Here is a 19,711-nt window from a genome sequence, read left to right on the forward strand (position 1 = left end):
GATACAGCATCATAACACAACACATCCATTCTGCCTGTTCAGGCGGTCAAATTTTGTATGGGAAAACCGGGGAAAACGGGCCTCAGCGGCCGTTGATGATCTCCATCCGCTCCCGGGGCTTGCAGTGCTCCGCCGTCATGATGGCGTTGAGCTCGCCCACGGCGTTCTCCACCGTGTCATTGATGACGAAGTAATCGTAGGTGTGGGCCGTCTGGAATTCCACCTTGGCCCGCAGAAGCCGCTTTTGGATCTTTTCCGGGCTGTCGGTGCCCCGCTCGGTGAGGCGCCGCTCCAGCTCCGACCAGCTGGGCGGGGCGATGAAGATACGCACCGCGTCGGGCCGCTTGCTGGTGACCTGGATGGCACCCTGGACCTCGATGTCCAAAATCACGTCCTTGCCCTGCTCCATGGCCTCGTCCACATAGCGCTTGGGCGTTCCGTAGAAGTTGCCCACATACTCGGCGTACTCCAGGAACTGCTCCTTGGCGATCCACTTGCGGAAGGAGTCCACGTCCATGAAGTGGTAGTGGACGCCGTCCAGCTCGCCGGGCCGGGGGTCGCGGGTGGTGGCGGAGACAGAGAAGTACAGGTTTTTCCGGGATTCCAGCAGGGCGGCGAGCACCGTGCTCTTGCCCACGCCGGAGGGGCCGGAAATGATGAACGTCTTGCCTTTTCGCATGGTTTCAATCCCTTTCCTCAGTAGCTGGCTCTCCCTGGAGCCGCTGGCCGAACCGCTCCGGCGGCAGGGCCGATAAGATCACATGGTCGCTGTCCATGATGAAGATGGAGGCGGTCTTGCGGCCGTAGGTGGCGTCGATCAGCATGCCCCGCTCCCGGGACTCCTGGATCATGCGCTTGATGGGCGCCGAGTCCGGCCCCACCACGGCGATGACCCGCTGGGCGGAGACCAGGCTGCCGAAGCCGATGTTGATGAGCTTCATGGCCGCCTCACTCCACATTCTGGACCTGCTCGCGCATCTTCTCCACCTCGGCCTTGAGGCCCACCACCACCTGGGCGATGGCCACGTCCGAGCATTTGGAGCCGATGGTGTTGGACTCGCGGTTGACCTCCTGGATCAGGAAGTCCATCTTCCGGCCCATGGGCTCGTCGCTCTGGAGCATGGTGCGCAGCTGGGCCACGTGGCTCCGCAGGCGCACGGTCTCCTCGTCCACGGCCACCTTGTCGGCGTAGATGGCGGCCTCGGTCAGGATGCGCTGGGGGTCCACGGTGGCGCTTTGCAGCACCTCCTGCATCCGGGCGGTGAGCTTGGCCCGGTACTCCGCCACGGTCTGGGGGGACCGCTCCTCCACCTGGGCGGTATAGGCCTCGATGGCGTCCAGGCGGTTTGCGATGTCCTCGGCCAGCTTCTGTCCCTCCACGGCACGCATGGCGTGATAGGCGGCCAGGGCTTCCTCCAGTACGGCGCAGAGATCGGCGCTGACGGTCTCCAGATCCTCGTCGGCCTTGGTGACGGTCAGCACATCGGGAAAGCGGGCCAGGGTCTCCGGCGTCACCTTATAGGCCGTGGGGCCGCAGACCTCCGCCAGCTCTCCCAAGGCGGCGGCGTACTGAGCCGCCAGCTCCCGGTTCACCGTGACCTTTGCCACATCCGCGGCAGAGGCGTCCACAGTGACGAACACGTCCACCTTGCCACGGGAGACGCTTTTCTGCACGGTCTGCTTCACCGCGTCCTCGGCGAAGGCGTACATCCGGGGCATTTTCACCGTGCAGTCCAGATACCGGTTGTTGACGGAGCGGACCTCCACGGTGATGTCCCGCTTGTTGAGAGTCTGCCGGGCCCGGCCGTAGCCGGTCATGCTTTTGATCATGGTTCTTCCTCCCTTTCACCTGGCTCAGCAGCAGAAGTAGTAGCCGCCGCCGTTGCACAGGGTATAGGCACAGCACAGCGTCAGACAGGGGTTGGCCGTGCACATATCGGTTCCGAAGGGGCGCCCCTCCGGGTGGTAGGTGGTCTCTCCGGCGTGGTCCATGAACTCCAGGGCCCGGCGGTATTCGGCGTTGCCCGGGTCCATCTGGCAGGCGGTCTGGTAATACCGGTGGGCCTCGTCCATCCAGCCCCGGCGGTAGCACACGGCCCCCCGCAGAAAGTTCCACTCGGCGTTGTGGTCGCTGTAATTGGCCAGCAGCGCCTCCGCCCGGGTCAGATCGCCGGTGGAAATGGCGATGCGCACCTGCTGCAATACGGAGCTGGAGCCCGCGTAGGAGCCGGAGTATCCCCCGTATCCGCCATAGCTGCCGCCGTAGCCGGAGGCCGACGAGGAGGACGACCCGCCGCCCTTGCTGCCCCGTTCCTTGGTGATCTGCTCGTAAGCGGCGTTGATCTCCTTCATCTTCTCCTGAGCCAGGTCCGCCAGGGGATTGTCATGATAATTGTCCGGATGGTACTTTCTGGCCAGATTCAGATAGGCCTTTTTCACTTCCGCATCCGTGGCCGTCTCCGGCACACCCAGGATCTTGTAGGGATCGTTCATGTGGTTTCCTCAACATTCTTGTGTTTCTCTTTGTATCTGCCCCGGACCGCCGCCCGGAAGGTGCCGTCCAGCACCGCCCGGCCCACCTGGAAGAGGCTGCCGTAGAAGGTGGCCTCCAGCAGGGGCGACCATACGCCGAAGTCCCAGAGCTCATAGGCGGTGGTCATCATGCGGATGGAGTGGTCCAGTGTGGCGGAAAACGCCTGCCGGGCCTCCGCCGTCCAGACGCCGTCTCTCAGGCCGTAGCGCAGTGCCACGGGGTTATAATTCCCGGAGGCGGCGTCTTTTTTCAGATCGTCCGCCGCGTCCACCAGGTATACCCAGCGGCCCAGGTGGTAGAGGATCTGCTCCAGCACCCGGCGGCGAATGGGATCATCCACCTCCGCTGCGGCACCGGAGAGCAGCGCTGCAAAGGCGTCTGCCGGCGGGTCCAGGGCCGGGCAGTTCTCCGCCTCCAGCCGTGAGAGGATCTCCAGCTGACGCCGCACGGCCTGGTCGAACCGGGGACGGCGCTCCGCCGCCCGGCGGTAGGCCCGGTGCAAAGCGGCGCCGCCAGCCCGGTACGGCAGTCCCTTGAGTGCGCCGTGGTCCGCCACGCCGTCCCGGGCCTGCCACCAGGCCAGGATCACGCTCTCGTCCGCGGCCAGAGCCAGGGCCGGTGTCTCAGGCTGGAACTCCCTGGGGCGCAGGGGGCTCACCGGGCACCGGGACCGCTCCGGCGCCCCCTCCTCCCGGTCCGAGAGAAGGATGGCAAGGTAGGTGAAATCGTAGTTCAGGATAAACCGCTCCGTCAGGCCGTACCGCCGGCCCAGGGTATGGCAGAGGCCGCAGTAGGCCCGGCGGAACCGCTCCGTCTCCGCCTGGGGCAGCTCCCCCAGAGGCGGACGCACATAGCCGACCATCAGAACAGCCGGACGATGGTGAAGCGGAGGCCGCCCTGCCTGCGCAGCCGGCGGTCGTAGGCCACGGCGATCAGGATGCCCAGAACAAAGCCGATACCGCCAACCAGGTAGCGGATGGGTGCGCTGGCCACAGCGATGGTGGCGAAGTATCCCACCAGGAACAGTACCACCGGCGTCAGGTACACCAGGGCCACGATGCCCAGCATCTTCTGGGTGTCGCTCTGGACCACCACCTTCTGCCCGGGCTTGGCCCCGATGGGGTTGGCCGCCCGGGCCTGCACGGCGGCGCCGGTGACGCCGCAGCCGGCGCACTCCTCGCAGTCGTGCCCGCAGGCGGACTTCCGTGGTACGGAGATCACGGCGTAATCCCCGGCCAAGAGACGTTCTACTGTTGCGATTTGGGTCATGTTTCTTCGTTCTCCTTTATGTTGGGGAGGGCTCTCCGGTCTCCCCGCCGGAGGGGGTCTCCTCCTCCGGCGGTTCCTCCTGGTCCGGCGTCTCCTCCTGCCCGTCCCGCAGGGTGACGCGGATCTGATACGTCCCGCTGACGCCCAGGTCCCCCTTCTCCGACCGGATGGTCACGGGCACGGTGTAGGTCCCGGCGGCGGCACTGAAATCCGTCAGATCCGCCACAGCCACCAGATCGTCGCCGGTGACGGCGTCCACGTCGGCGCTGGTGCCGAAGATGATCACCGTCAGCTGCTCTGTGAGGATGCTGGCGGTCTTTCCGGCCGGTACGTTCTCACACTGGATGCGGGTGGTGGTCAGCGGTACGCTCTTCATGTCCTTGAAGGAGATGGTCAGCGTGGCCTTTGTGACGCCGCTGAGGTTCTCGCAGCCCTCCGGCAGCGGGATGGTGTAGCTGTACCGGGTGTTGTCGTCCAGGGAGGCCAGGTCGAACTCGTCCAGCACGATGGTCTCCACGTCCCGCAGCAAGTCCGCGTCGCCGGAGACCAGGATGCTCCTGGGCTCGATGTTGTACTCCACGTTCCGCAGACGGGCGCCGGGGGACTCCAGGAAGTCCATGGTCAGCGTCAGCTCCTTGGCGACATTCACCGGCAGCGTGGCCGTGATGGTGTCCACAGTGGGATGGATGCCCTCGCCGGAGAGGAGCTGGTCGTTTTCATCGTAGTACTGGAACTCCAGATCCTCGGTGACGGTAGAGGTGGCGTTGTCATAGTTCAGGACCACCTTGACGTAGCTGACCGGATCGATGTCCTCCTGCTGGCCCCGGATCTCTACCACAGAGGGAGACAGCTGCAGTTCACCGGCGGAGTAGCCCTCGGCCACAGTGCCCACCCGCTCGCAGCGGACCTCCACCTCCTTGTGGTAGAGCTCCCCGATGTTGACGGTGGCCATGGAGGGAGAGGTGGATTTCTTGGTGATGCCCTCGGCTTCATTATTGTAAAAGATACTGATGGTGACCCGCTGGGTGCCGGTCTCCGTCACGTCGATCAGATCCGCGGAGGCCCGGACGGCAGAGCGGTCCAGACTGGTGCTGTTCCAGCGGGTGGCGACCAGCTTCACATCCACAGTCTGGGTGGTGCCCTCTTCCAGCAGCATCAGTCCCCGCTGGGCAAGGACCGTGTCGGTGCTGAGGTATTCGATGGGGATATCCTTGATCTCGATCTCCACCAGTTCCCCGCCGGTCACATCCACGAAAATCCACAGCGTCACGGCGACCAGGCACGACAGGACCAAAAAGATGATCTTCTGCTTGTCCATCTTCTTGTTACGTTCCGTCATTGCCGCCACCTCCTTTTCCGGTGCGCAGCAGCCGGGCCAGGCCGAAGCGCTGCTTGTCCCCGTCGGACTCCTCCTGCGGGAGCAGCTCGTTCCGCAGGAGGTTCTCCAGGGTCTCCGGCTTGAGGTGCCGCTTGAGCATCCCGCCGATGGCCACGGAGATGGAGCCGGTCTCCTCCGACACGATGACCACCACCGCGTCGGAGTTCTCGCTCATACCGATGCCGGCCCGGTGCCGCATGCCCAGGTCCCGGCTGAGGTTCACATTTTTGCTCAGGGGCAGCATGCAGCCGGCCCCCAGCATCCGCCCGTGGCGGATGATGACGGCGCCGTCGTGCATGGGAGCCTTGACGAAAAAGATGTTCTTCAGCAGCTCGCTGGACACGGCGGCGTCCAGCATGGTGCCGCTGCGGACCATGTCGTCCAGCAGAATCTCCCGCTCGAACACGATCAGGGCGCCGGTGCGGGTCTGGGACATCTCCGTGCAGGCCAGCACCGTCTGGCCGATGGTCTGCTCCATGGTGCTGCCGCCCTCCATATGGCTGAAAAAGCCGATGAAGCGGCGGGAGCCCATCTCCTCCAGGATCCGGCGGATCTCCGGCTGGAAGAGGATGATGAGGGCCAGCACGCCCACCTGGACCATGCGGCTCATCAGATAGTAGATGCTGTTGAGCTGCAGCACATAGGAAAGCAGCAGCGCCGCGAAGAACACGAACAGGCCCTTGAGCAGGCTGGCAGCCCGGGTGGTGCGCATCAGGGCCAGAATTTTATACAGGACGAACACCAGGATGGCGATGTCCAGAATGTCGGTGACCTGTACGGTCAGCAGATACCGCCCAATGCGGATCGGCAGCTCTGCCAATTCCGCCGACAGCTCCGCGAAGGTGATCGTGGGTCGCATGTTGACGTCATCATCCCTTTCAGGCCATGAATACAATACATTGTATTATATAAAATATACCTGTGGATTGCAAGGCGAACGGGGCGAAAATTCACGGTCTGTTCAGAAAATCAACGGAGGATATCCCCCATGGCGGACAGGAATCGGCCCACCTCCTCCGGGGTGTTCCAATGGGAAAAGCTGGCACGGACCGTGCCCGTATCCACGGTGCCGGCGGTCCGGTGGGCCAGGGGCGCGCAGTGGAGCCCCGCCCGCACGGCGATGTCCCGCTCCGCCAGAGCCGCGGCCAGGCTTTCCGGCTCTTGCCCCTCTGCCGTGAAGGAGACCACGCCGGTCTGATCCGCCAGGTCGGGCCGGGCATAGACGCGGACGCCGGGCAGCCGCCGCAGTCCCTCCGCCGCCGCCAGAGCCAGCAGCCGCTCATGGCGGCAGATGGCGCCCTCCCCCCGGCTGCGGACAAACCGAACCCCGGCCAGGAGCCCGGCTATGCCGGGCATGTTGTGGGTCCCGGCCTCCAGCCGGTCGGGCAGGAAGTCCGGCATGGCCTGCTGGAGGGACATGCTGCCGGTGCCGCCCTCCAGCAGCGTGGCAGTCTCCACGTCCTTTCCGCACAGCAGCACACCGGTGCCCTGGGGGCCGTAGAGCCCCTTGTGGCCGGGCATGGCGATGAAGGCGGCCCCCAGGGCCGCCATGTCCAGCGGCAGCACTCCGGCAGACTGGGAGGCGTCGATGACAAAGGGGATCCCGCGGCTGCGGCACAGTGCGGCGATGGCCTCCACCGGCTGGATGAAGCCAAAGACGTTGGAGACGTGGGAACAGATCACCGCGTCGGTCTGGGATGTGACGGCCCGGGCGAAGGCGGCCTCCACGGCCCCGGGGTCGAACAGGGGCCCGGCGGCCACCGCCGTCTCCGCCCGCAGGGCCGCCAGAGGGCGGGTGACGGCATTGTGCTCATATCCGGAGATCACGGCCCGCCCCCCCACCGGCACCAGGGACTTGATGGCGATGTTCAGTGCGTGGGTGGCGTTCATGGTGAACACCACCTGCTCCGGGCTCTCCAGGTAGTACAGCTCTGCCAGCTCCGACCGGCAGGCGAAGGCGGCGTCCGCCGCGGCCATAGCGGCGCCATAGCCGCCCCGGCCGGGAGAACTCATGGTGGCCAGGGCGTCCGTCATGGCCCCGGACACGGTCCGGGGCTTTTGAAACGTGGTGGCCGCGCTGTCAAAATAGATCATGGGGTCACCTCCCGAAAGGTACCCCGCTGGGACAGGAATATTTGAACGGGGTTCAGCGCTTCCCCGTGAAGGACCGGCAGTGCCGCGGACAGATCGCCTGCGGCGATCTCCACGGCATAGGCGCAGCCCAGGTCCGTCAGGTCCCTGGGGGCCCGGAAGATCCGGCACCGGATGCCCGAGCGGCTCAGAGCCCGCTGCATCCGCTGGGCGTAGGTGACGGAGCGGGCGATAATCAAATAGTGCTCCACAGACACTCCTCCTCTCTCCCCATTGTATGGGGGAGCGTGCGGAAGGTGCGTGTGGGGGCGCGTCAGCGGGCGGACCGGGAGCTATCAGGTTGTCCCGGCAGGCCTGGATGGAGCTGTTCATTTGCCCCGGCTGGGCGGGCTTCCCGAGGGGGATCCGCCCCCCATTTACAGCACCAGCGTAGTTCCCCCCGGCCGAAATAAGTTCGGCCGGGGCTACGCTAAAAACTTGCCCCCGGCAAGTTTTCTTCACGCTGCGCCGGTCCAAAAGAAAACCGCTGGGACGGACAGGCGTCCTGCCTGCCCGTGGGACGGGGGCGTGCGAATCGGTCCGGCGGACATCGATGACCCCGTCGTCCCTGCGCCGGACCGCTCCCTCGAAGAACTGCGTCCCCGCATAACAACTCCGGGCGGATAGACTAGGTGGTCATCGGGTTTGCCGGTACTCCGATCTCCGCGCGTTACGCGCTGCCCTGGCGGTTGCCGCAGGCTTTCCCTCCTGGCGGTAGGGGCTGATGAAAGATCCGCCCGCTGTACAGGCCCTCCCGGAACTGCCGCGCCCCAAAGCCTTCCACCATGGGGGGAAGGTGGCATTTGCGGAGCAAATGACGGATGAGGGGCCGCCTGCCGGCGAACTTGCGTGATCCGTCCCCTCATCAGCCGCGCCCCGGCGGGGCCCGCTGCCCCTGCCGCGCACCGGGGAGGCCGTGCCAGCGGCACGTCCTCCCCGGTGTCTCCTCATCCTATGCGTTTTTCTCCAGCAGCGCCACCGCATGGGCCGCCATGCCGGAGCCGTCGCCTGTGAAGCCCAGGCCCTCCTCGGTGGTGGCCTTGACGTTGATCCGCTCCGGCTCCACGCCCAGGGCCGCCGCCATGTTCGCTTCCATCTCCCGGCGGTAGGGGCCCACCTTGGGGGCCTGGGCCAGAAGCGTGGCGTCGATGTTCACCACGGCGTAGCCCCTCTCACCCAGGAGCCGCCCCACCTCGGAGAGCAGCTTCAGACTGGAGATGCCCGCGTACTGCGGGTCCGTGTCGGGGAAGAGCTTGCCGATGTCCCCCAGCCGGGCCGCGCCGGTCAGGGCGTCCATGACGGCGTGGATCAGCACGTCGGCGTCGGAGTGACCCAGCAGGCCCAGGCGGTACGGGATCTCCACCCCGCCCAAGATCAGCTTCCGGCCCTCTGTCAGCCGGTGGACGTCATAGCCGTGTCCGATGCGCAGATTGGTCATAGCCGCTCCTCTCTGGCCCGCAGCAGGGCCTCCGCCAGGATCAGATCCGCAGGGGTGGTGATCTTCAGATTGGTCTCGTCTCCCTCGGTGAGGTACACGGTCTTGCCCAGCCGCTCCACGGCGCCGCAGTCGTCGGTGACCGCCGCGCCGCTCTCCAGAGCCGACTGAAGCGCCGCCTTCAGCAGGTCCGCCTGGAACACCTGGGGCGTCTGGACCGCCCGCAGGGCCGACCGGTCCAGAGTCCGCTCCACGGCGCCGTCGCTCCGGACCTGCTTGACCGTGTCTTTCACCGGCACCGCCGGGGCCGCCGCGCCGCAGCGCTCCGCCAGGGCGATGACTTCGTCGATCAGCTGCGGCGTGGTCAGGGGCCGGGCCCCGTCCTGGACCGCCAGCAGCTCCGCGTCGCCGGCCTCCAGAGCCGCCAGCAGAACCGAGTGGACCCGGTTCTCTCCGCCCCGGACCACCTTGGCGCACTTGGTGATGCCGTATTCCCTGCAAAGCCGGGAGATCTCTACCAGCTGGTCCTCCCGGGCGGCCACCACGATGGTGTCCACCCGGCGGGCGTTCTCCAGGGCCAGCAGGGTCCGCACCAGCACCGGCACGCCGTCCAGCTCCGTCAGCTGCTTATCCACGCCGCCCATCCGGCTGGCACTGCCGGCGGCAGCCACCAGCGCGGCGCAGCGGGGCCGCCTCGCCTCCCGGGCGCGTTTGAAAAAGGGGATCATCGCTTACCCTCCCTGTAGTTGCTCACTGGGCCTGGATGGAACTGAGGATGGCTCGGTCCACCCGGGCCTCCACCTCCGCGTATCCGGCCTCCTCGGACAGCACCAGCTCTGACAGCAGGATCTGCCGGGCGGTGTGGAGCATCTTCCGCTCCCCGGTGGAAAGGCCGCGGCGGCTGTCCCGGGTCATGAGGCACTTGATGACCCGGGCCACCTCGTAGAGGTCGCCGCTCTTCATACGGACCATGTTCTCCCGGTAGCGCTTGTTCCAGTTGCCGTTGTGCTCCACCTCCAGAGCCGGCAGCGCACCAATCAGCCGCTCCGCCTCCGGACGGGAGATCACGGACCGCAGGCCGACAGCCTGAGTACTGGCAATGGGGATCTTCAGCAGCAGCCCGCCCACGGGCATCTTGAAGACATAGTAGTCCTGTGTCACACCGGCCACCTTCTCCCGGACGATGCTGTCAATGACGCCGGCGCCGTGCATGGGATGTACCACCTGGTCCCCTACGCTGAACATAGAAGCTCCCTCCTTGGGCGCCTCCCGGGCGCCCCGCCCGTCTGTCCGCTCATACTCCATCTAGTTTATTATACCGGCTTTTCCATCGCTTGGCAAGCCGGTTTCCCCATCCTTCCGGCCTTTCAGGCGGTAAAAAAGGCGTCCGGCATGAGCCGGACGCCCTGAAAAATTGGAATCAGCGCTTGTTGGAGCGGCGCCAGATGTGCATTTTCTCCGCCTGCGCGATCAGTTCCTCGCGGAACTGGGGATGGGCGATGGCGATGAGGCCCTCGGCCCGCTCCCAGGTGGACTTGCCCTTGGCGTTGAACTTGCCGTACTCGGTGACCACATAGTGGAGGTTGGTGCGGGTGGCGGTGACCACGGAGCCCTCCAGCAGCGTGGGACGGATGCGGGACTTGAGCTGGCCGGTCTTCTTGTCCATGTAGGCGGAGGAGCAGCAGATAAAGCTCTTGCCGCCCTTGGCCAGATATGCGCCCATGACGAAGTCCTGCTGGCCGCCGGCACCGGAGATGTGGTGAATGCCAGAGGACTCGGAGCTGACCTGGCCGTACAGGTCCACGTCCACAGCGCCGTTGATGGAGATGAAGTTGTCGATCTGGGACACCCGGGCGATGTCGTTGACATAGCTGACGGGGGCGGCCATGCACTCGGGGTTGTTGTTGAGGAAGTCATAGAGCTTCTGGGTGCCGGCGGCGAAGGCGTAGGTCTGACGGCCCCGGTCAAAGGGCTTGCAGGCGCCGGTGATGCGGCCGGCCATGGACATATCCACGAAGGCGTCCACGTACATCTCGGTGTGCACGCCCAGGTCCTTCAGGTCGCTCTCGGCGATCATCTTGCCGATAGCGCTGGGCATGGAGCCGATGCCCAGCTGCAGGCAGGCGCCGTTGGGGATCTCGGGCACCACCAGGTTGGCCACGGCCAGGTCGGTCTCGCTGGCCTCGCCGGAGCCGCCCAGGACCTCCATGGGAGGATTCTCGCCCTCCACGATCATGGTCACGTCGTCGATGTGGACGCAGTTTTCAAAGCCGCCCAGGCATACGGGCATGTTCTTGTTGACCTCCACGATGACGGTCTTGGCGCACTCGCACACGGCCTTGAGGTGAGAGCCGCCGGGGCCGAAGTTGAACCAGCCGTGCTCGTCCATGGGGGCCACCTGGAACATGGCCACATCCAGGGTCTTGATGCAGTTGCGGTAGTAGCCGGGCAGCTCGGAATAGCGCAGAGGGATATAATAGGAGAAGCCCTCCGCCACAGCCTTGCGCTCGATACCGCTCATGTGCCAGGAGTTCCAGGCAAAGTGGTCGGCGGCGTTCGGCACGTCAAAAATAGCGGGGCGGTGGGTCAGGATGCCGCCGCGGATGTTGATGTCCGTCAGCTCCCCCATCCGTTTGGCCAAAGCCACGTCCAGCGCATTGGCGGAACATACGCTCCAGCCATAGTCCAGCCAGTCTCCGGACTTGACGACCTTCACCGCCTCATCGGCGGTGGCCAGCTTCTGCCGGTAAGCCTCCTGATAGTTCATCTTGATTTCCTCCCAATCAAATTCGTGCCCCGCTGCGCCGGGGCGTTGTATGGCAAAGTTGTATGATGTCTGTTGCGTGGTCAGATTTCACATCGTCAGGATTATAACATAGTGCGTCAGCCTTTGCAATGGCAAACGTGAAAAAAATCACAAGTTTTTGAAAAATTTGCGACTCCGCCCAGTTTCCGCCATTCCGGCGGTCCTCCGGCCGGGGCGCTTTCCCGAGCGTCCCCGCGCCGCCTTCCTCCGGGGCGCCGCGCCCCTCCTCCCTGACCGCAGGGCGCGGCGGAGCGGGCGTCCGCGCCGCAGCGCGGAAAAAGGCGGGCCCGGACAACGGGCCCGCCCTTGGCGGTTTGATTGGATTACTCCTCCACGGGGGCCTCGTCGGCCTCATCGGCGGCGGGGCTCAACAGAGCACGGATGGACAGGGAGATCTTCTTCTTCTCCTCGTCCACGGCGGTGATCTTCACGTCCACCATCTGACCCTCGGACAGCACGTCCTCAGGCTTGTCGATGCGGCGATCGGCGATCTGGGAAATGTGGATCAGGCCGTCCACACCGGGCACGACCTCGGCGAAGGCGCCGAAGGTCATCAGCTTGACGATGCGCACGTTGGCCACGTCGCCCACGGAGTACTTGTCCATGAACACCTGCCAGGGATCCACGCTGTGGTCCTTGACGCCCAGGGAGATCTTGTGCTTCTCGGGGTCGAAGGAGATGACATAGACCTCCAGCGTGTCGCCCACCTTGCAGACCTCAGAGGGGGTCTTGATGCGGCTCCAGCTCAGCTCGGAGATATGTACCATGCCGTCCACGCCGCCGATGTCCACGAACACGCCGTAGCTGGTCATGGACTTGACGGTGCCGGTGTAGTGCTTGCCGACCTCGATGTTGGCCCACAGCTCGGCCTGAGCGGCCTTGCGGGCCTCCTCGGACACGGAGCGGATGGAGCCGACGACCCGGCGGCGGGCGCGGTTGACCTCAGTGATGCGCAGCTGGACCTTCTGGCCCTTCATGGCGGACAGATCCGCGCCGCGGGGCTGGCCGCTCTGGGAGGCGGGAACGAACACCCGCACGCCCTTGACGGACACCACGATGCCGCCCTTGTTCTCCTCGGTGACAGTGCCCTCCAGGACGGTCTTGTCCTCCACGGCCTGCTCGATGTTCTCCCAGACCTTGGCGGCGTCCAGACGCTTCTTGGACAGTTCAGCGTAGCCCTCCACGTCGTTGACGCGGACGACCCAGGTCTCGATCTCGTCGCCCACGTGGACCAGATCCTCAGGCTTGACGCTGGGATCGTCGCTCAGTTCGCTGAGCTTGATGTAAGCGGCCTGCTTGGCACCCACATCCACCTGGACCTCGGTGGGGGTGATGGCCGTGACAATGCCGGTCACCCGGTCACCGTTATTTAAAGTTTTGAAAGACTGATTCAGTAATTCCTCGAAGGACTCCTCTTTGCCCTCGGCCGCTTTGATTTCTTCACTCATGGCTGCATATACCTCCTTAATGATGCCCGCAGGCGTGGATGCGCCGGCCGTAAGACCCGCAACAGAGCAACCATTGAACAAATCCGGCGAGAGCTCGTCCGCGCGTTCGATCTGAACGACGCTTGGGCATCTCATCATGCAAATTTCCGTCAAATGTTTGGTGTTGGCGCTTTTACGGTCTCCCACCACAACCATCACGTCCGCCCTGGCGGCGATTTCGGCCGCTTCCGACTGACGCTGATGCGTAGCATTGCATATTGTATCAAAAATTTTTACGTTTGTACACTCTTTTTTTAGGATTTTGCAGGAAGTTTCAAAAAGTTCACGAATGCAGGTGGTCTGAACCACTACCGTCAGAGGGATTTCCCGGTTTTTCGGATCGGCGGCCAGCCACATTTTTACTGCCTCGGGCCCGTCAAACACCACCGTGTCCCGGCCCCAGCTGGCAACGCCCTGGACCTCCGGATGGTTGGGATCTCCGATGACGGCGGCCTGCCGGCCCTCGGCCTCCGCCTGAGCCACCAGCCGCTGGATGCGCACCACGTTGGGGCAGGTGGCGCTGACGGTCCGGACGCCCCGGGCCTCCATCTCCTCCAGCACGCTGCGCCGCTCCCCGTGGGAGCGCAGCACCACCGTCTCCCCGGCGGGGATCTCCTCCGGCCGGTCCGTCTTGCGGACGCCCCGGCGGCGCAGATCCTCCACCACGGCGGTGTTGTGGATCAGGTCCCCCAGCATCCAGCACCCGCCGCTTTCCGCCGCGGTCTCCTCCGTCAGGGCCACCGCCCGGCGCACGCCGTAGCAAAAGCCCGCGCTCTTGGCCAGGATCACGGACACAGGGGCTCACCTCCCACGCTCTGGCCGCCCAGGGCATAGGCGGCGGCCAGGATCTCATCGGCGGCCCGCTGCATCTCCTCCGCCGTGCCGTGACGGCCGGAGTAGACCGGCGTGTAGGGCTTGCCGAAGATGATGCGGGTGCGGTGGAAGGGGCGCTTCTTTCCATCTACGAATACCGGCACCATGGTGGCGCCGGCGCGGACGCCGATCACCGCCACGCCGCTCTTGGCCCGGGCGGGCTTGCCGTCCACAGTTCCAAGACCCTTTCGGATCACGGTCCCCTCCGGGAAGATCAGCAGATTGTCTCCGGAGCGGATGGACTGGATGGCGGTGCGGACCGACTCGATGTCCGTGCCGCCCCGCTTGACTGGGAAAGCGCCCACCTGCCGCAGTATCCAGCCGATGAACCGGTTGCGGAACAGCTGCTCCTTGGCCATGATGTGCAGCCGGTAGTTGACCGGCAGCTTCAGCGCCACCAGCACCGGGTCCCAGTTGCTGGAGTGGTTGGGGCACAGCAGCACGCCGCCGTCAGGCAGGTCCTCCAGTCCCTCCACGCGGACAGGATGCAGGATATCCAGCAAAAAGCCCACCACGTAATACGCCGCGTGGAACAGCGCGCTGAGGGGCTTTTTCTTCACTTCTCCAGTTTCTTCCGTATGATGCACAGCAGCGCCTCCTCGCTCTCTTGAAAATTCAGCTCCGTGGTGTCCAGCACCACGGCGTCCTCCGCCTGGCGCAGGGGCGCCGCGGCCCGATGGGTGTCGTTGTAGTCCCGCTGGCGGATCTCCTCCAGGACCTGCGCATAGGGCTGCGGGGTTCCCCGCTGCTCCAGCTCCCGGACCCGGCGCTGTGCCCGGGCCTCCGCCGAGGCGGTGAGGAACACCTTTACCGCCGCCTCCGGCAGCACCACGGTGCCGATGTCCCGGCCGTCCATGATGACGCTGTGCTCCCGGGCCAGCTGCCGCTGCATCTCCAGGAGGTAGTCCCGCACCGCCGGGTGGGCCGACACGTCGGAGGCGTACCGGGACACCTCCGGCAGGCGGATGGCGTCGGTCACGTCCTCCCCGTTCAGATACATCCGCTGGAGCCCGTCGGCCCCGTAGCGCATCTCCACCCGCAGCTCCGGCAGCTCCGCCGCCACGGCGGCGCCGTTTTTCGGATCGATGCCCGCTTTCAAAATGTGGTAGCCGATGGTCCGGTAGATGGCGCCGGTGTCCACATATACATATCCCAGCCGCCCGGCCGCCGCCCGGGCCAGGGTGCTCTTCCCTGCGCCGGAGGGGCCGTCAATGGCCACGCTGATGATCTCGCTCATAGTCTGCGTTCTCTCCTTCATTCTTCTGTGCCCGCCGCGGCGCGGCCGGCCGCCCGGCCCGTGGCCCAGGCGATCTGCAGGTTGAAGCCACCGGTGTAGGCGTCCACGTCGATCAGCTCACCTGCAAAGTATAATCCCTTTACAATCTTTGACTCCATGGTTTTCGGGTCGATCTCCGACACCTTCACGCCGCCGGAGGTGACGATGGCCTGCTCCACCGGGCAGGGGCCCTGGACCTCCACGGTGAAGTGCTTGAGCAGGCGCAGCAAAGCCTGCCGCTGCTCCCGCTTGAGGTCGTGGACCTTCTGATGGGAAGGGATGCCGCTGCGCTCCACCACCGCGCCGATCAGCTTCTGGGGCAGCAGGTCGTTCAATGCGTTGCAGAAGTCGTGGTTGGCGTATTTGGTGAAGTCCGACACCAGGCGCTTATCCAGTGTGGACTCGTCCAGGGCGGGCTTGAGGTCGATCTCCAGCCGGTAGGCTTTTTTGCCGAAGTGACGCATATGGGCCGAGGCGGAGAGGATCAACGGCCCGCTGAGGCCGAAGTGGGTGAAGAGCAGCTCCCCGAAGTCCGTGTAGAGCTTTTTGTTGTTCTCGTAGACCGTCAGTCCCACGTTTCGAAGGCTCAGGCCCTGAAGGGGCGCGCAGTCCGGCGCCAGAAGCGGCACCAGGGAGCCCCGCAGCTCCGTCACCGTATGACCGGCCTGGGCCGCCAGACGGTGGCCGTCGCCGGTGGAGCCGGTGGCAGGATAGCTGACGCCGCCGGTGGCCAGGATCACGGCCTGGGCCGGATACGTCCCCTTCTCCCCCGTCACGCCGGTGACGGCGCCGTCCGCTGTGGTCAGGCCCGCCGCCCGGTCCCGGACCAGCTGCACGCGCAGCCGCCGCAGCCGCCGCTCCAGAGCGCCGCTGACGTCGAAGGCCCGGTCGCTGACCGGGAACACCCGGTTGCCCCGCTCGGTCTTGACGGGCACGCCCAGCTCCTCGAAAAAAGCCATGGCGGCCCGGCCGTCGAACCGGGAAAAGGCGCTGTACAGGAACTTGCCGTTCCGGGGGACGTTGGCCAGCAGCGTCTCAAGGTCTGCATTGTTGGTGATATTGCACCGGCCCTTGCCGGTGATGTTCAACTTCTTGCCCAGCCGCTCGTTGGGCTCCAGCAGCGTCACGGCGGCGCCGCTCTCCGCCGCGCAGATGGCGGCCATCATCCCGGCGGCTCCGCCGCCGATCACCACGATCCGCTTACTCATCGTCCATCTTCCCAAACACGCCGTACTCGTTCCAGATGTCCTCCAGATCCGCGAAGGTGCGGGACACGTCGGAGCGCATCCGGTAGCCGATGGCGATGAGCAGCGCGTTGATCAGGGACATGGGCGCCACCATGGAGTCCACGAAGGAGATCATCTCGCTGGGGGCCAGCAGGGCGTCGTCCGCCATCTGGTACACCGGGGAGAGCTCGTTGTCGGTGACGGCGATGACGGAGGCGCCCCGGTCCTTTGCAAATTTCACGGTGTTCATGGTCACCTTGGAGTACCGGGGGAAACTGATGGCGATCATCACATCCTCCGGCCCCACCCGGAACAGCTGCTCGAAGATCTCCCCGGCGGCGTTGGACTGGACCAGGGTGACATTCTCGAAGAGCAGGTGGAGGTAGAAGTTCAGATAGCCCGCCACGAAGGTGGACGAGCGCACGCCCAGGATGTAGATGTGGCGGGCGGCCATGATCCGGTCCACCACCCGGTCGAACTCCGCCCGGTCGGCCTCGTCGGTGACCACCCGGAGCTTGTCCATGTCGGACTGGATGACTGCGGACAGGATGTTCTGGTTGCTGAACAGGTCCCCGGCGGCCTGGATCCGCTGGGTGGAGGTCAGCCGGGAGCGGATCATCTCCTGGAGAGCCCGCTGCATGCTGGGATAGCCGTCGTAGCCCAGCTCCGAGGCGAAGCGGACCACCGTGGACTCGCTGACGCCCACCAGACGGCCCAGCTTGCTGGCGGTCATGAAGGCCGCCTTGTCGTAATTTTGCAGGATGTATTCGGCGATGCGCTTCTGGCCCTTGGAAAAGCCCCGCATGCCGCTCTCGATGATATGTAAGATACTCTTTGCCACGGTCCCATCCTCCGTCTCCTGACCCCGTTCCGGGGGTGCCGCGCCGGGCGCGGCCGTTCCAGCGTATTGTACCACAAATCCCCGTGAATTCAAACCCTGTTTTGCAGGATTTCTTTCACGCTCCTGCAAAATGTCCTCTGCGGCCGTGAAAAGCAACGGAGCCGGAGGGCCTTCACAGGCCCTTCAGCTCCGCGATCTCCTCTTCCGTTAAGTACCGCCACTTCCCCGGCGGCAGGTCTCCCAGGGTCAGGGTGTGCTCCCGGACCCGGCGCAGCCGCTTGACCCCCAGGCCGCACCGGGCGCACATCCGCCGGATCTGCCGGTTTTTCCCCTCGTGAATGGTGATCTCCAGCTCCGCCGTCCGCTCCCCCTGCCACAGGCATTTCACCCGGGCCGGGCGGATGGGCTCCCCCCGCAGGTCCCGGATGGCGGCAAGTTTTTCCGCCGCCCCGGCCACCGGGCCGTAGACCTGGACGTGGTAGGTCTTGTTCACCTCGTGGCTGGGGTGCAGCAGCCGGGCCGTCAGGGCGCCGTCGTTGGTCAGCAGCAGCAGTCCCTCGGAGTCCAGGTCCAGCCGCCCCACCGGGTACACCCGGACACCCACATTCGCCGTCAGCTCCGCCACCGTTGGCCGGCCCTGCTCGTCGGAGAGGGTGGTGACATACCCTCTGGGCTTGTTCAACATCAGGTAGACCATCTGCTCCGGCCGCCGCAAGGGCGCGCCGTCCACGCAGATCTCGTCCCGGTCCGGGTCCGCCTTCTGGCCCAGCCGGGCGGTCTCGCCGTTGACCGTCACCCGTCCGGCGTTGAGGTAGTCCTCCGCCGCCCGCCGGGAGCAGACCCCGGCGGCGGAGAGCAGCTTTTGCAGCCGTTCTTCCATCGTTTTCTCTCTTTCTCTGTCACTGGGGGAAGCCCCGCCGCAGCAGCGCCATGGCGCTCTCCACGGCCGGAGGCACATCGGCCCCACACACCAGGGCCACCCGGCCCACCTCTTTGCCGTTCACGGAGAACACCGCCTCCCCCGCCGCCGTCCCGGCGGTCACCGGGGCCGTCAGAGGGCCGGTCAGCGCCAGCTCCGTCTCCAGGGTCTCCCCCTCCGCCAAGGGCCAGGCAAAGCCCGCCGCCGCGGCCAGGGGCACCGTGTCCGCCGCGCCGCCCAGCACCGGCGCCGTGTCCAGGATCTGGCCCGGCACGGCGGCCCGGCAGGCCGGGTAGGCGGAAAAGCCGTACTCCAGCAGGGCCTCGTGGTCCGCCCAGTCGTTGCCGTCCTGAAGCGTCACCGCCACCAGCCGCTGGCCCGACCGCTCCGCGCAGCTGACCAGGGTCCGGCCCGCCGCCTGGGTGTAGCCGGTCTTGAGGCCGATGCAGCCCTCCACCAGGTTCAGCAGCTTGTTGTGGTTGGACATGGTCCGTCCGCCGATGGTGACGCTTTTGGTGGAGGCGATGCGGACCAGGGTCTCATTCTCCACCGCCGCGCAGGCCAGGCGCGCCATATCCCGGGCGGTGGAGTAGTGCAGCTCGTCGTCCAGGCCGTTGGGGTTGGCGAAGGAGGAGCCGGTCATGCCCAGCTCCTCCGCCTTTTCGTTCATGAGCCGGGCAAAGCCCGCCTCGCTGCCGGCGATGTGCTCCGCGATGGCCACCGCCGCGTCGTTCCCTGAGCACAGCAGAAGGCCGTAGAGCAGCGTCTCCAGCGTCAGCTCCTCCCCCTCCTTGAGGTACATGGACGAGCCCTCGGTCCAGGCGGCCGCCCGGCTCACCGTCACCGTGTCGCTCAGCTCCCCCTCCTCGATGGCCACCAGGGCCGTGAGGATCTTGGTGGTGGAGGCGATGAGCATTTTCGCGTCGGCGTTGTGCTCGTAGAGCACCCGGCCGCTGTCCACGTCCATCAGGATCGCGGACGAGGCGGAAGTGCTCACCGCCAAGGACTGACAAGGAAATATACTGCACAGGACAAGCACTGCCGTCAGGCAGGCCGCCCACCGTCGGAAAGGGGTACGCAAACGCCATCACCTCGCGCAAAATCAGTGATGGTAGTATACCCCCGTCAGCAGGTCTGATCTTCCTTCTTTTTGTCGAAATATTTTTCCACTTTCTCCATCAGGTCCGGCACCATCTCCACCACACGGTCCAGGGTGGTGGACGCAGGCACCGCCACCGGCAGCACCCGGGTGGTGCCCTCCTTGATGACCAGGAAGGCCACCGGATCGATCTTCACGCCCGCGCCGGCGGCGCCGCCGAAGTCCTTGGGCTGGACCTTGCCGTAGTCCGCGCCGCCGCTGCCGAAGCCGAAGCTGACCTTGGAAATGGGGATCAACGTCACGCCGTCCGGCGTGGTGATGGGCTGGCCGACGATGGTGTTGGTGTCCACCATCTCATGGATCTTCTCCATGGTGGAGCGCATCAGATCGTTGAGAGGGGCCTTTTTTTCCATATTGTCCATTTAAAACCATCCTTTCT

General features: G+C 65.4%; 22 protein-coding genes. All 22 read right to left on the reverse strand.

The window, feature by feature from the left end; all coding sequences use genetic code 11:
* Positions 1 to 82: 82 nt before the first annotated feature.
* The 22 genes from gmk to ytfJ all read right to left on the reverse strand — a co-directional run bounded on the left by gmk (position 83) and on the right by ytfJ (position 19,694).
* On the reverse strand, positions 83 to 679 hold the full coding sequence (gene gmk / locus ACVDHE_RS13545; protein WP_325227613.1) for a guanylate kinase: 597 nt from the start codon (positions 677 to 679) through the stop codon (positions 83 to 85).
* 4 nt (positions 680 to 683) lie between these two features.
* A complete protein-coding gene (locus ACVDHE_RS13550) occupies positions 684 to 941 on the reverse strand; it encodes a DUF370 domain-containing protein (protein ID WP_213038523.1) in 258 nt (85 codons plus the stop codon).
* 7 nt (positions 942 to 948) lie between these two features.
* On the reverse strand, positions 949 to 1,830 hold the full coding sequence (locus tag ACVDHE_RS13555; protein ID WP_213038524.1) for a YicC/YloC family endoribonuclease: 882 nt from the start codon (positions 1,828 to 1,830) through the stop codon (positions 949 to 951).
* Positions 1,831 to 1,854: 24 nt separating this feature from the next.
* The gene (locus ACVDHE_RS13560; protein ID WP_458884856.1) at positions 1,855 to 2,493 is read right to left on the reverse strand and encodes a DnaJ domain-containing protein; all 639 of its coding nucleotides are present in this window, start codon (positions 2,491 to 2,493) and stop codon (positions 1,855 to 1,857) included.
* Positions 2,490 to 3,395 (reverse strand): DUF5685 family protein, encoded by a 906-nt coding sequence (locus ACVDHE_RS13565; protein WP_325227607.1) that lies wholly within the window; start codon positions 3,393 to 3,395, stop codon positions 2,490 to 2,492. Before ACVDHE_RS13565 ends, ACVDHE_RS13560 begins: the two co-directional genes overlap by 4 nt.
* Positions 3,395 to 3,802 (reverse strand): SoxR reducing system RseC family protein, encoded by a 408-nt coding sequence (locus ACVDHE_RS13570; RefSeq protein WP_458884857.1) that lies wholly within the window; start codon positions 3,800 to 3,802, stop codon positions 3,395 to 3,397. The genes ACVDHE_RS13565 and ACVDHE_RS13570 overlap by 1 nt, the downstream gene beginning before the upstream one ends.
* Positions 3,803 to 3,818: 16 nt before the next feature.
* Positions 3,819 to 5,141: a CdaR family protein gene (locus tag ACVDHE_RS13575; RefSeq protein ID WP_458884858.1), complete on the reverse strand. Its 1,323-nt coding sequence runs from the start codon at positions 5,139 to 5,141 to the stop codon at positions 3,819 to 3,821.
* Positions 5,128 to 6,039, reverse strand: coding sequence for a diadenylate cyclase CdaA (gene cdaA / locus ACVDHE_RS13580; RefSeq protein WP_249539293.1), 912 nt, complete (start codon positions 6,037 to 6,039; stop codon positions 5,128 to 5,130). The genes ACVDHE_RS13575 and cdaA overlap by 14 nt, the downstream gene beginning before the upstream one ends.
* A 110-nt stretch (positions 6,040 to 6,149) precedes the next feature.
* Positions 6,150 to 7,274: an aminotransferase class V-fold PLP-dependent enzyme gene (locus ACVDHE_RS13585; protein ID WP_458884859.1), complete on the reverse strand. Its 1,125-nt coding sequence runs from the start codon at positions 7,272 to 7,274 to the stop codon at positions 6,150 to 6,152.
* Complete coding sequence (locus tag ACVDHE_RS13590; RefSeq protein ID WP_213038530.1) at positions 7,271 to 7,522, reverse strand: DUF3343 domain-containing protein; 252 nt, start codon at positions 7,520 to 7,522, stop codon at positions 7,271 to 7,273. Before ACVDHE_RS13590 ends, ACVDHE_RS13585 begins: the two co-directional genes overlap by 4 nt.
* Before the next feature lie 740 nt (positions 7,523 to 8,262).
* Complete coding sequence (gene ispF, locus ACVDHE_RS13595; RefSeq protein ID WP_213038531.1) at positions 8,263 to 8,748, reverse strand: 2-C-methyl-D-erythritol 2,4-cyclodiphosphate synthase; 486 nt, start codon at positions 8,746 to 8,748, stop codon at positions 8,263 to 8,265.
* Positions 8,745 to 9,473, reverse strand: a complete 729-nt coding sequence (gene ispD, locus ACVDHE_RS13600) for a 2-C-methyl-D-erythritol 4-phosphate cytidylyltransferase (RefSeq protein WP_325227598.1) — start codon at positions 9,471 to 9,473, stop codon at positions 8,745 to 8,747. The genes ispF and ispD overlap by 4 nt, the downstream gene beginning before the upstream one ends.
* Positions 9,474 to 9,495: 22 nt before the next feature.
* Positions 9,496 to 9,990 carry a CarD family transcriptional regulator gene (locus ACVDHE_RS13605; protein ID WP_325227596.1) on the reverse strand — a complete coding sequence of 165 codons (495 nt, stop codon included), beginning with the start codon at positions 9,988 to 9,990 and terminating at the stop codon, positions 9,496 to 9,498.
* A 175-nt stretch (positions 9,991 to 10,165) separates the two neighbouring features.
* The gene (locus ACVDHE_RS13610; protein ID WP_418724913.1) at positions 10,166 to 11,512 is read right to left on the reverse strand and encodes a butyryl-CoA:acetate CoA-transferase; all 1,347 of its coding nucleotides are present in this window, start codon (positions 11,510 to 11,512) and stop codon (positions 10,166 to 10,168) included.
* 362 nt (positions 11,513 to 11,874) lie between these two features.
* On the reverse strand, positions 11,875 to 13,833 hold the full coding sequence (locus tag ACVDHE_RS13615) for a bifunctional 4-hydroxy-3-methylbut-2-enyl diphosphate reductase/30S ribosomal protein S1 (RefSeq protein ID WP_458884860.1): 1,959 nt from the start codon (positions 13,831 to 13,833) through the stop codon (positions 11,875 to 11,877).
* Entirely contained in the window at positions 13,824 to 14,498 is a 675-nt protein-coding gene (locus tag ACVDHE_RS13620) for a lysophospholipid acyltransferase family protein (protein ID WP_249539294.1), read from the reverse strand. The genes ACVDHE_RS13615 and ACVDHE_RS13620 overlap by 10 nt, the downstream gene beginning before the upstream one ends.
* The gene (gene cmk / locus ACVDHE_RS13625; protein ID WP_325227589.1) at positions 14,468 to 15,148 is read right to left on the reverse strand and encodes a (d)CMP kinase; all 681 of its coding nucleotides are present in this window, start codon (positions 15,146 to 15,148) and stop codon (positions 14,468 to 14,470) included. The genes ACVDHE_RS13620 and cmk overlap by 31 nt, the downstream gene beginning before the upstream one ends.
* A 17-nt stretch (positions 15,149 to 15,165) precedes the next feature.
* Positions 15,166 to 16,395, reverse strand: a complete 1,230-nt coding sequence (locus ACVDHE_RS13630; protein WP_458884861.1) for a BaiN/RdsA family NAD(P)/FAD-dependent oxidoreductase — start codon at positions 16,393 to 16,395, stop codon at positions 15,166 to 15,168.
* Positions 16,388 to 17,254 carry a MurR/RpiR family transcriptional regulator gene (locus ACVDHE_RS13635; RefSeq protein WP_418724910.1) on the reverse strand — a complete coding sequence of 289 codons (867 nt, stop codon included), beginning with the start codon at positions 17,252 to 17,254 and terminating at the stop codon, positions 16,388 to 16,390. Before ACVDHE_RS13635 ends, ACVDHE_RS13630 begins: the two co-directional genes overlap by 8 nt.
* Positions 17,255 to 17,426: 172 nt before the next feature.
* Positions 17,427 to 18,134, reverse strand: a complete 708-nt coding sequence (locus tag ACVDHE_RS13640) for a pseudouridine synthase (protein WP_458884862.1) — start codon at positions 18,132 to 18,134, stop codon at positions 17,427 to 17,429.
* A 19-nt stretch (positions 18,135 to 18,153) separates the two neighbouring features.
* On the reverse strand, positions 18,154 to 19,170 hold the full coding sequence (locus ACVDHE_RS13645; RefSeq protein WP_458886186.1) for a D-alanyl-D-alanine carboxypeptidase family protein: 1,017 nt from the start codon (positions 19,168 to 19,170) through the stop codon (positions 18,154 to 18,156).
* Positions 19,171 to 19,298: 128 nt separating this feature from the next.
* A complete protein-coding gene (ytfJ, locus tag ACVDHE_RS13650; RefSeq protein WP_213038541.1) occupies positions 19,299 to 19,694 on the reverse strand; it encodes a GerW family sporulation protein in 396 nt (131 codons plus the stop codon).
* Between the last annotated feature and the right edge of the window lie 17 nt (positions 19,695 to 19,711).

Source organism: Dysosmobacter sp. Phy (genome assembly GCF_054476235.1).

Coding starts and splice junctions, on each gene's coding strand:
- gmk (WP_325227613.1), bottom strand. CDS start 679: ATGCGAAAAGGCAAGACGTTCATCATTTCCGGCCCCTCCGGCGTGGGC.
- ACVDHE_RS13550 (WP_213038523.1), bottom strand. CDS start 941: ATGAAGCTCATCAACATCGGCTTCGGCAGCCTGGTCTCCGCCCAGCGG.
- ACVDHE_RS13555 (WP_213038524.1), bottom strand. CDS start 1,830: ATGATCAAAAGCATGACCGGCTACGGCCGGGCCCGGCAGACTCTCAAC.
- ACVDHE_RS13560 (WP_458884856.1), bottom strand. CDS start 2,493: ATGAACGATCCCTACAAGATCCTGGGTGTGCCGGAGACGGCCACGGAT.
- ACVDHE_RS13565 (WP_325227607.1), bottom strand. CDS start 3,395: ATGGTCGGCTATGTGCGTCCGCCTCTGGGGGAGCTGCCCCAGGCGGAG.
- ACVDHE_RS13570 (WP_458884857.1), bottom strand. CDS start 3,802: ATGACCCAAATCGCAACAGTAGAACGTCTCTTGGCCGGGGATTACGCC.
- ACVDHE_RS13575 (WP_458884858.1), bottom strand. CDS start 5,141: ATGACGGAACGTAACAAGAAGATGGACAAGCAGAAGATCATCTTTTTG.
- cdaA (WP_249539293.1), bottom strand. CDS start 6,039: ATGCGACCCACGATCACCTTCGCGGAGCTGTCGGCGGAATTGGCAGAG.
- ACVDHE_RS13585 (WP_458884859.1), bottom strand. CDS start 7,274: ATGATCTATTTTGACAGCGCGGCCACCACGTTTCAAAAGCCCCGGACC.
- ispF (WP_213038531.1), bottom strand. CDS start 8,748: ATGACCAATCTGCGCATCGGACACGGCTATGACGTCCACCGGCTGACA.
- ispD (WP_325227598.1), bottom strand. CDS start 9,473: ATGATCCCCTTTTTCAAACGCGCCCGGGAGGCGAGGCGGCCCCGCTGC.
- ACVDHE_RS13605 (WP_325227596.1), bottom strand. CDS start 9,990: ATGTTCAGCGTAGGGGACCAGGTGGTACATCCCATGCACGGCGCCGGC.
- ACVDHE_RS13610 (WP_418724913.1), bottom strand. CDS start 11,512: ATGAACTATCAGGAGGCTTACCGGCAGAAGCTGGCCACCGCCGATGAG.
- cmk (WP_325227589.1), bottom strand. CDS start 15,148: ATGAGCGAGATCATCAGCGTGGCCATTGACGGCCCCTCCGGCGCAGGG.
- ACVDHE_RS13630 (WP_458884861.1), bottom strand. CDS start 16,395: ATGAGTAAGCGGATCGTGGTGATCGGCGGCGGAGCCGCCGGGATGATG.
- ACVDHE_RS13640 (WP_458884862.1), bottom strand. CDS start 18,134: ATGGAAGAACGGCTGCAAAAGCTGCTCTCCGCCGCCGGGGTCTGCTCC.
- ytfJ (WP_213038541.1), bottom strand. CDS start 19,694: ATGGACAATATGGAAAAAAAGGCCCCTCTCAACGATCTGATGCGCTCC.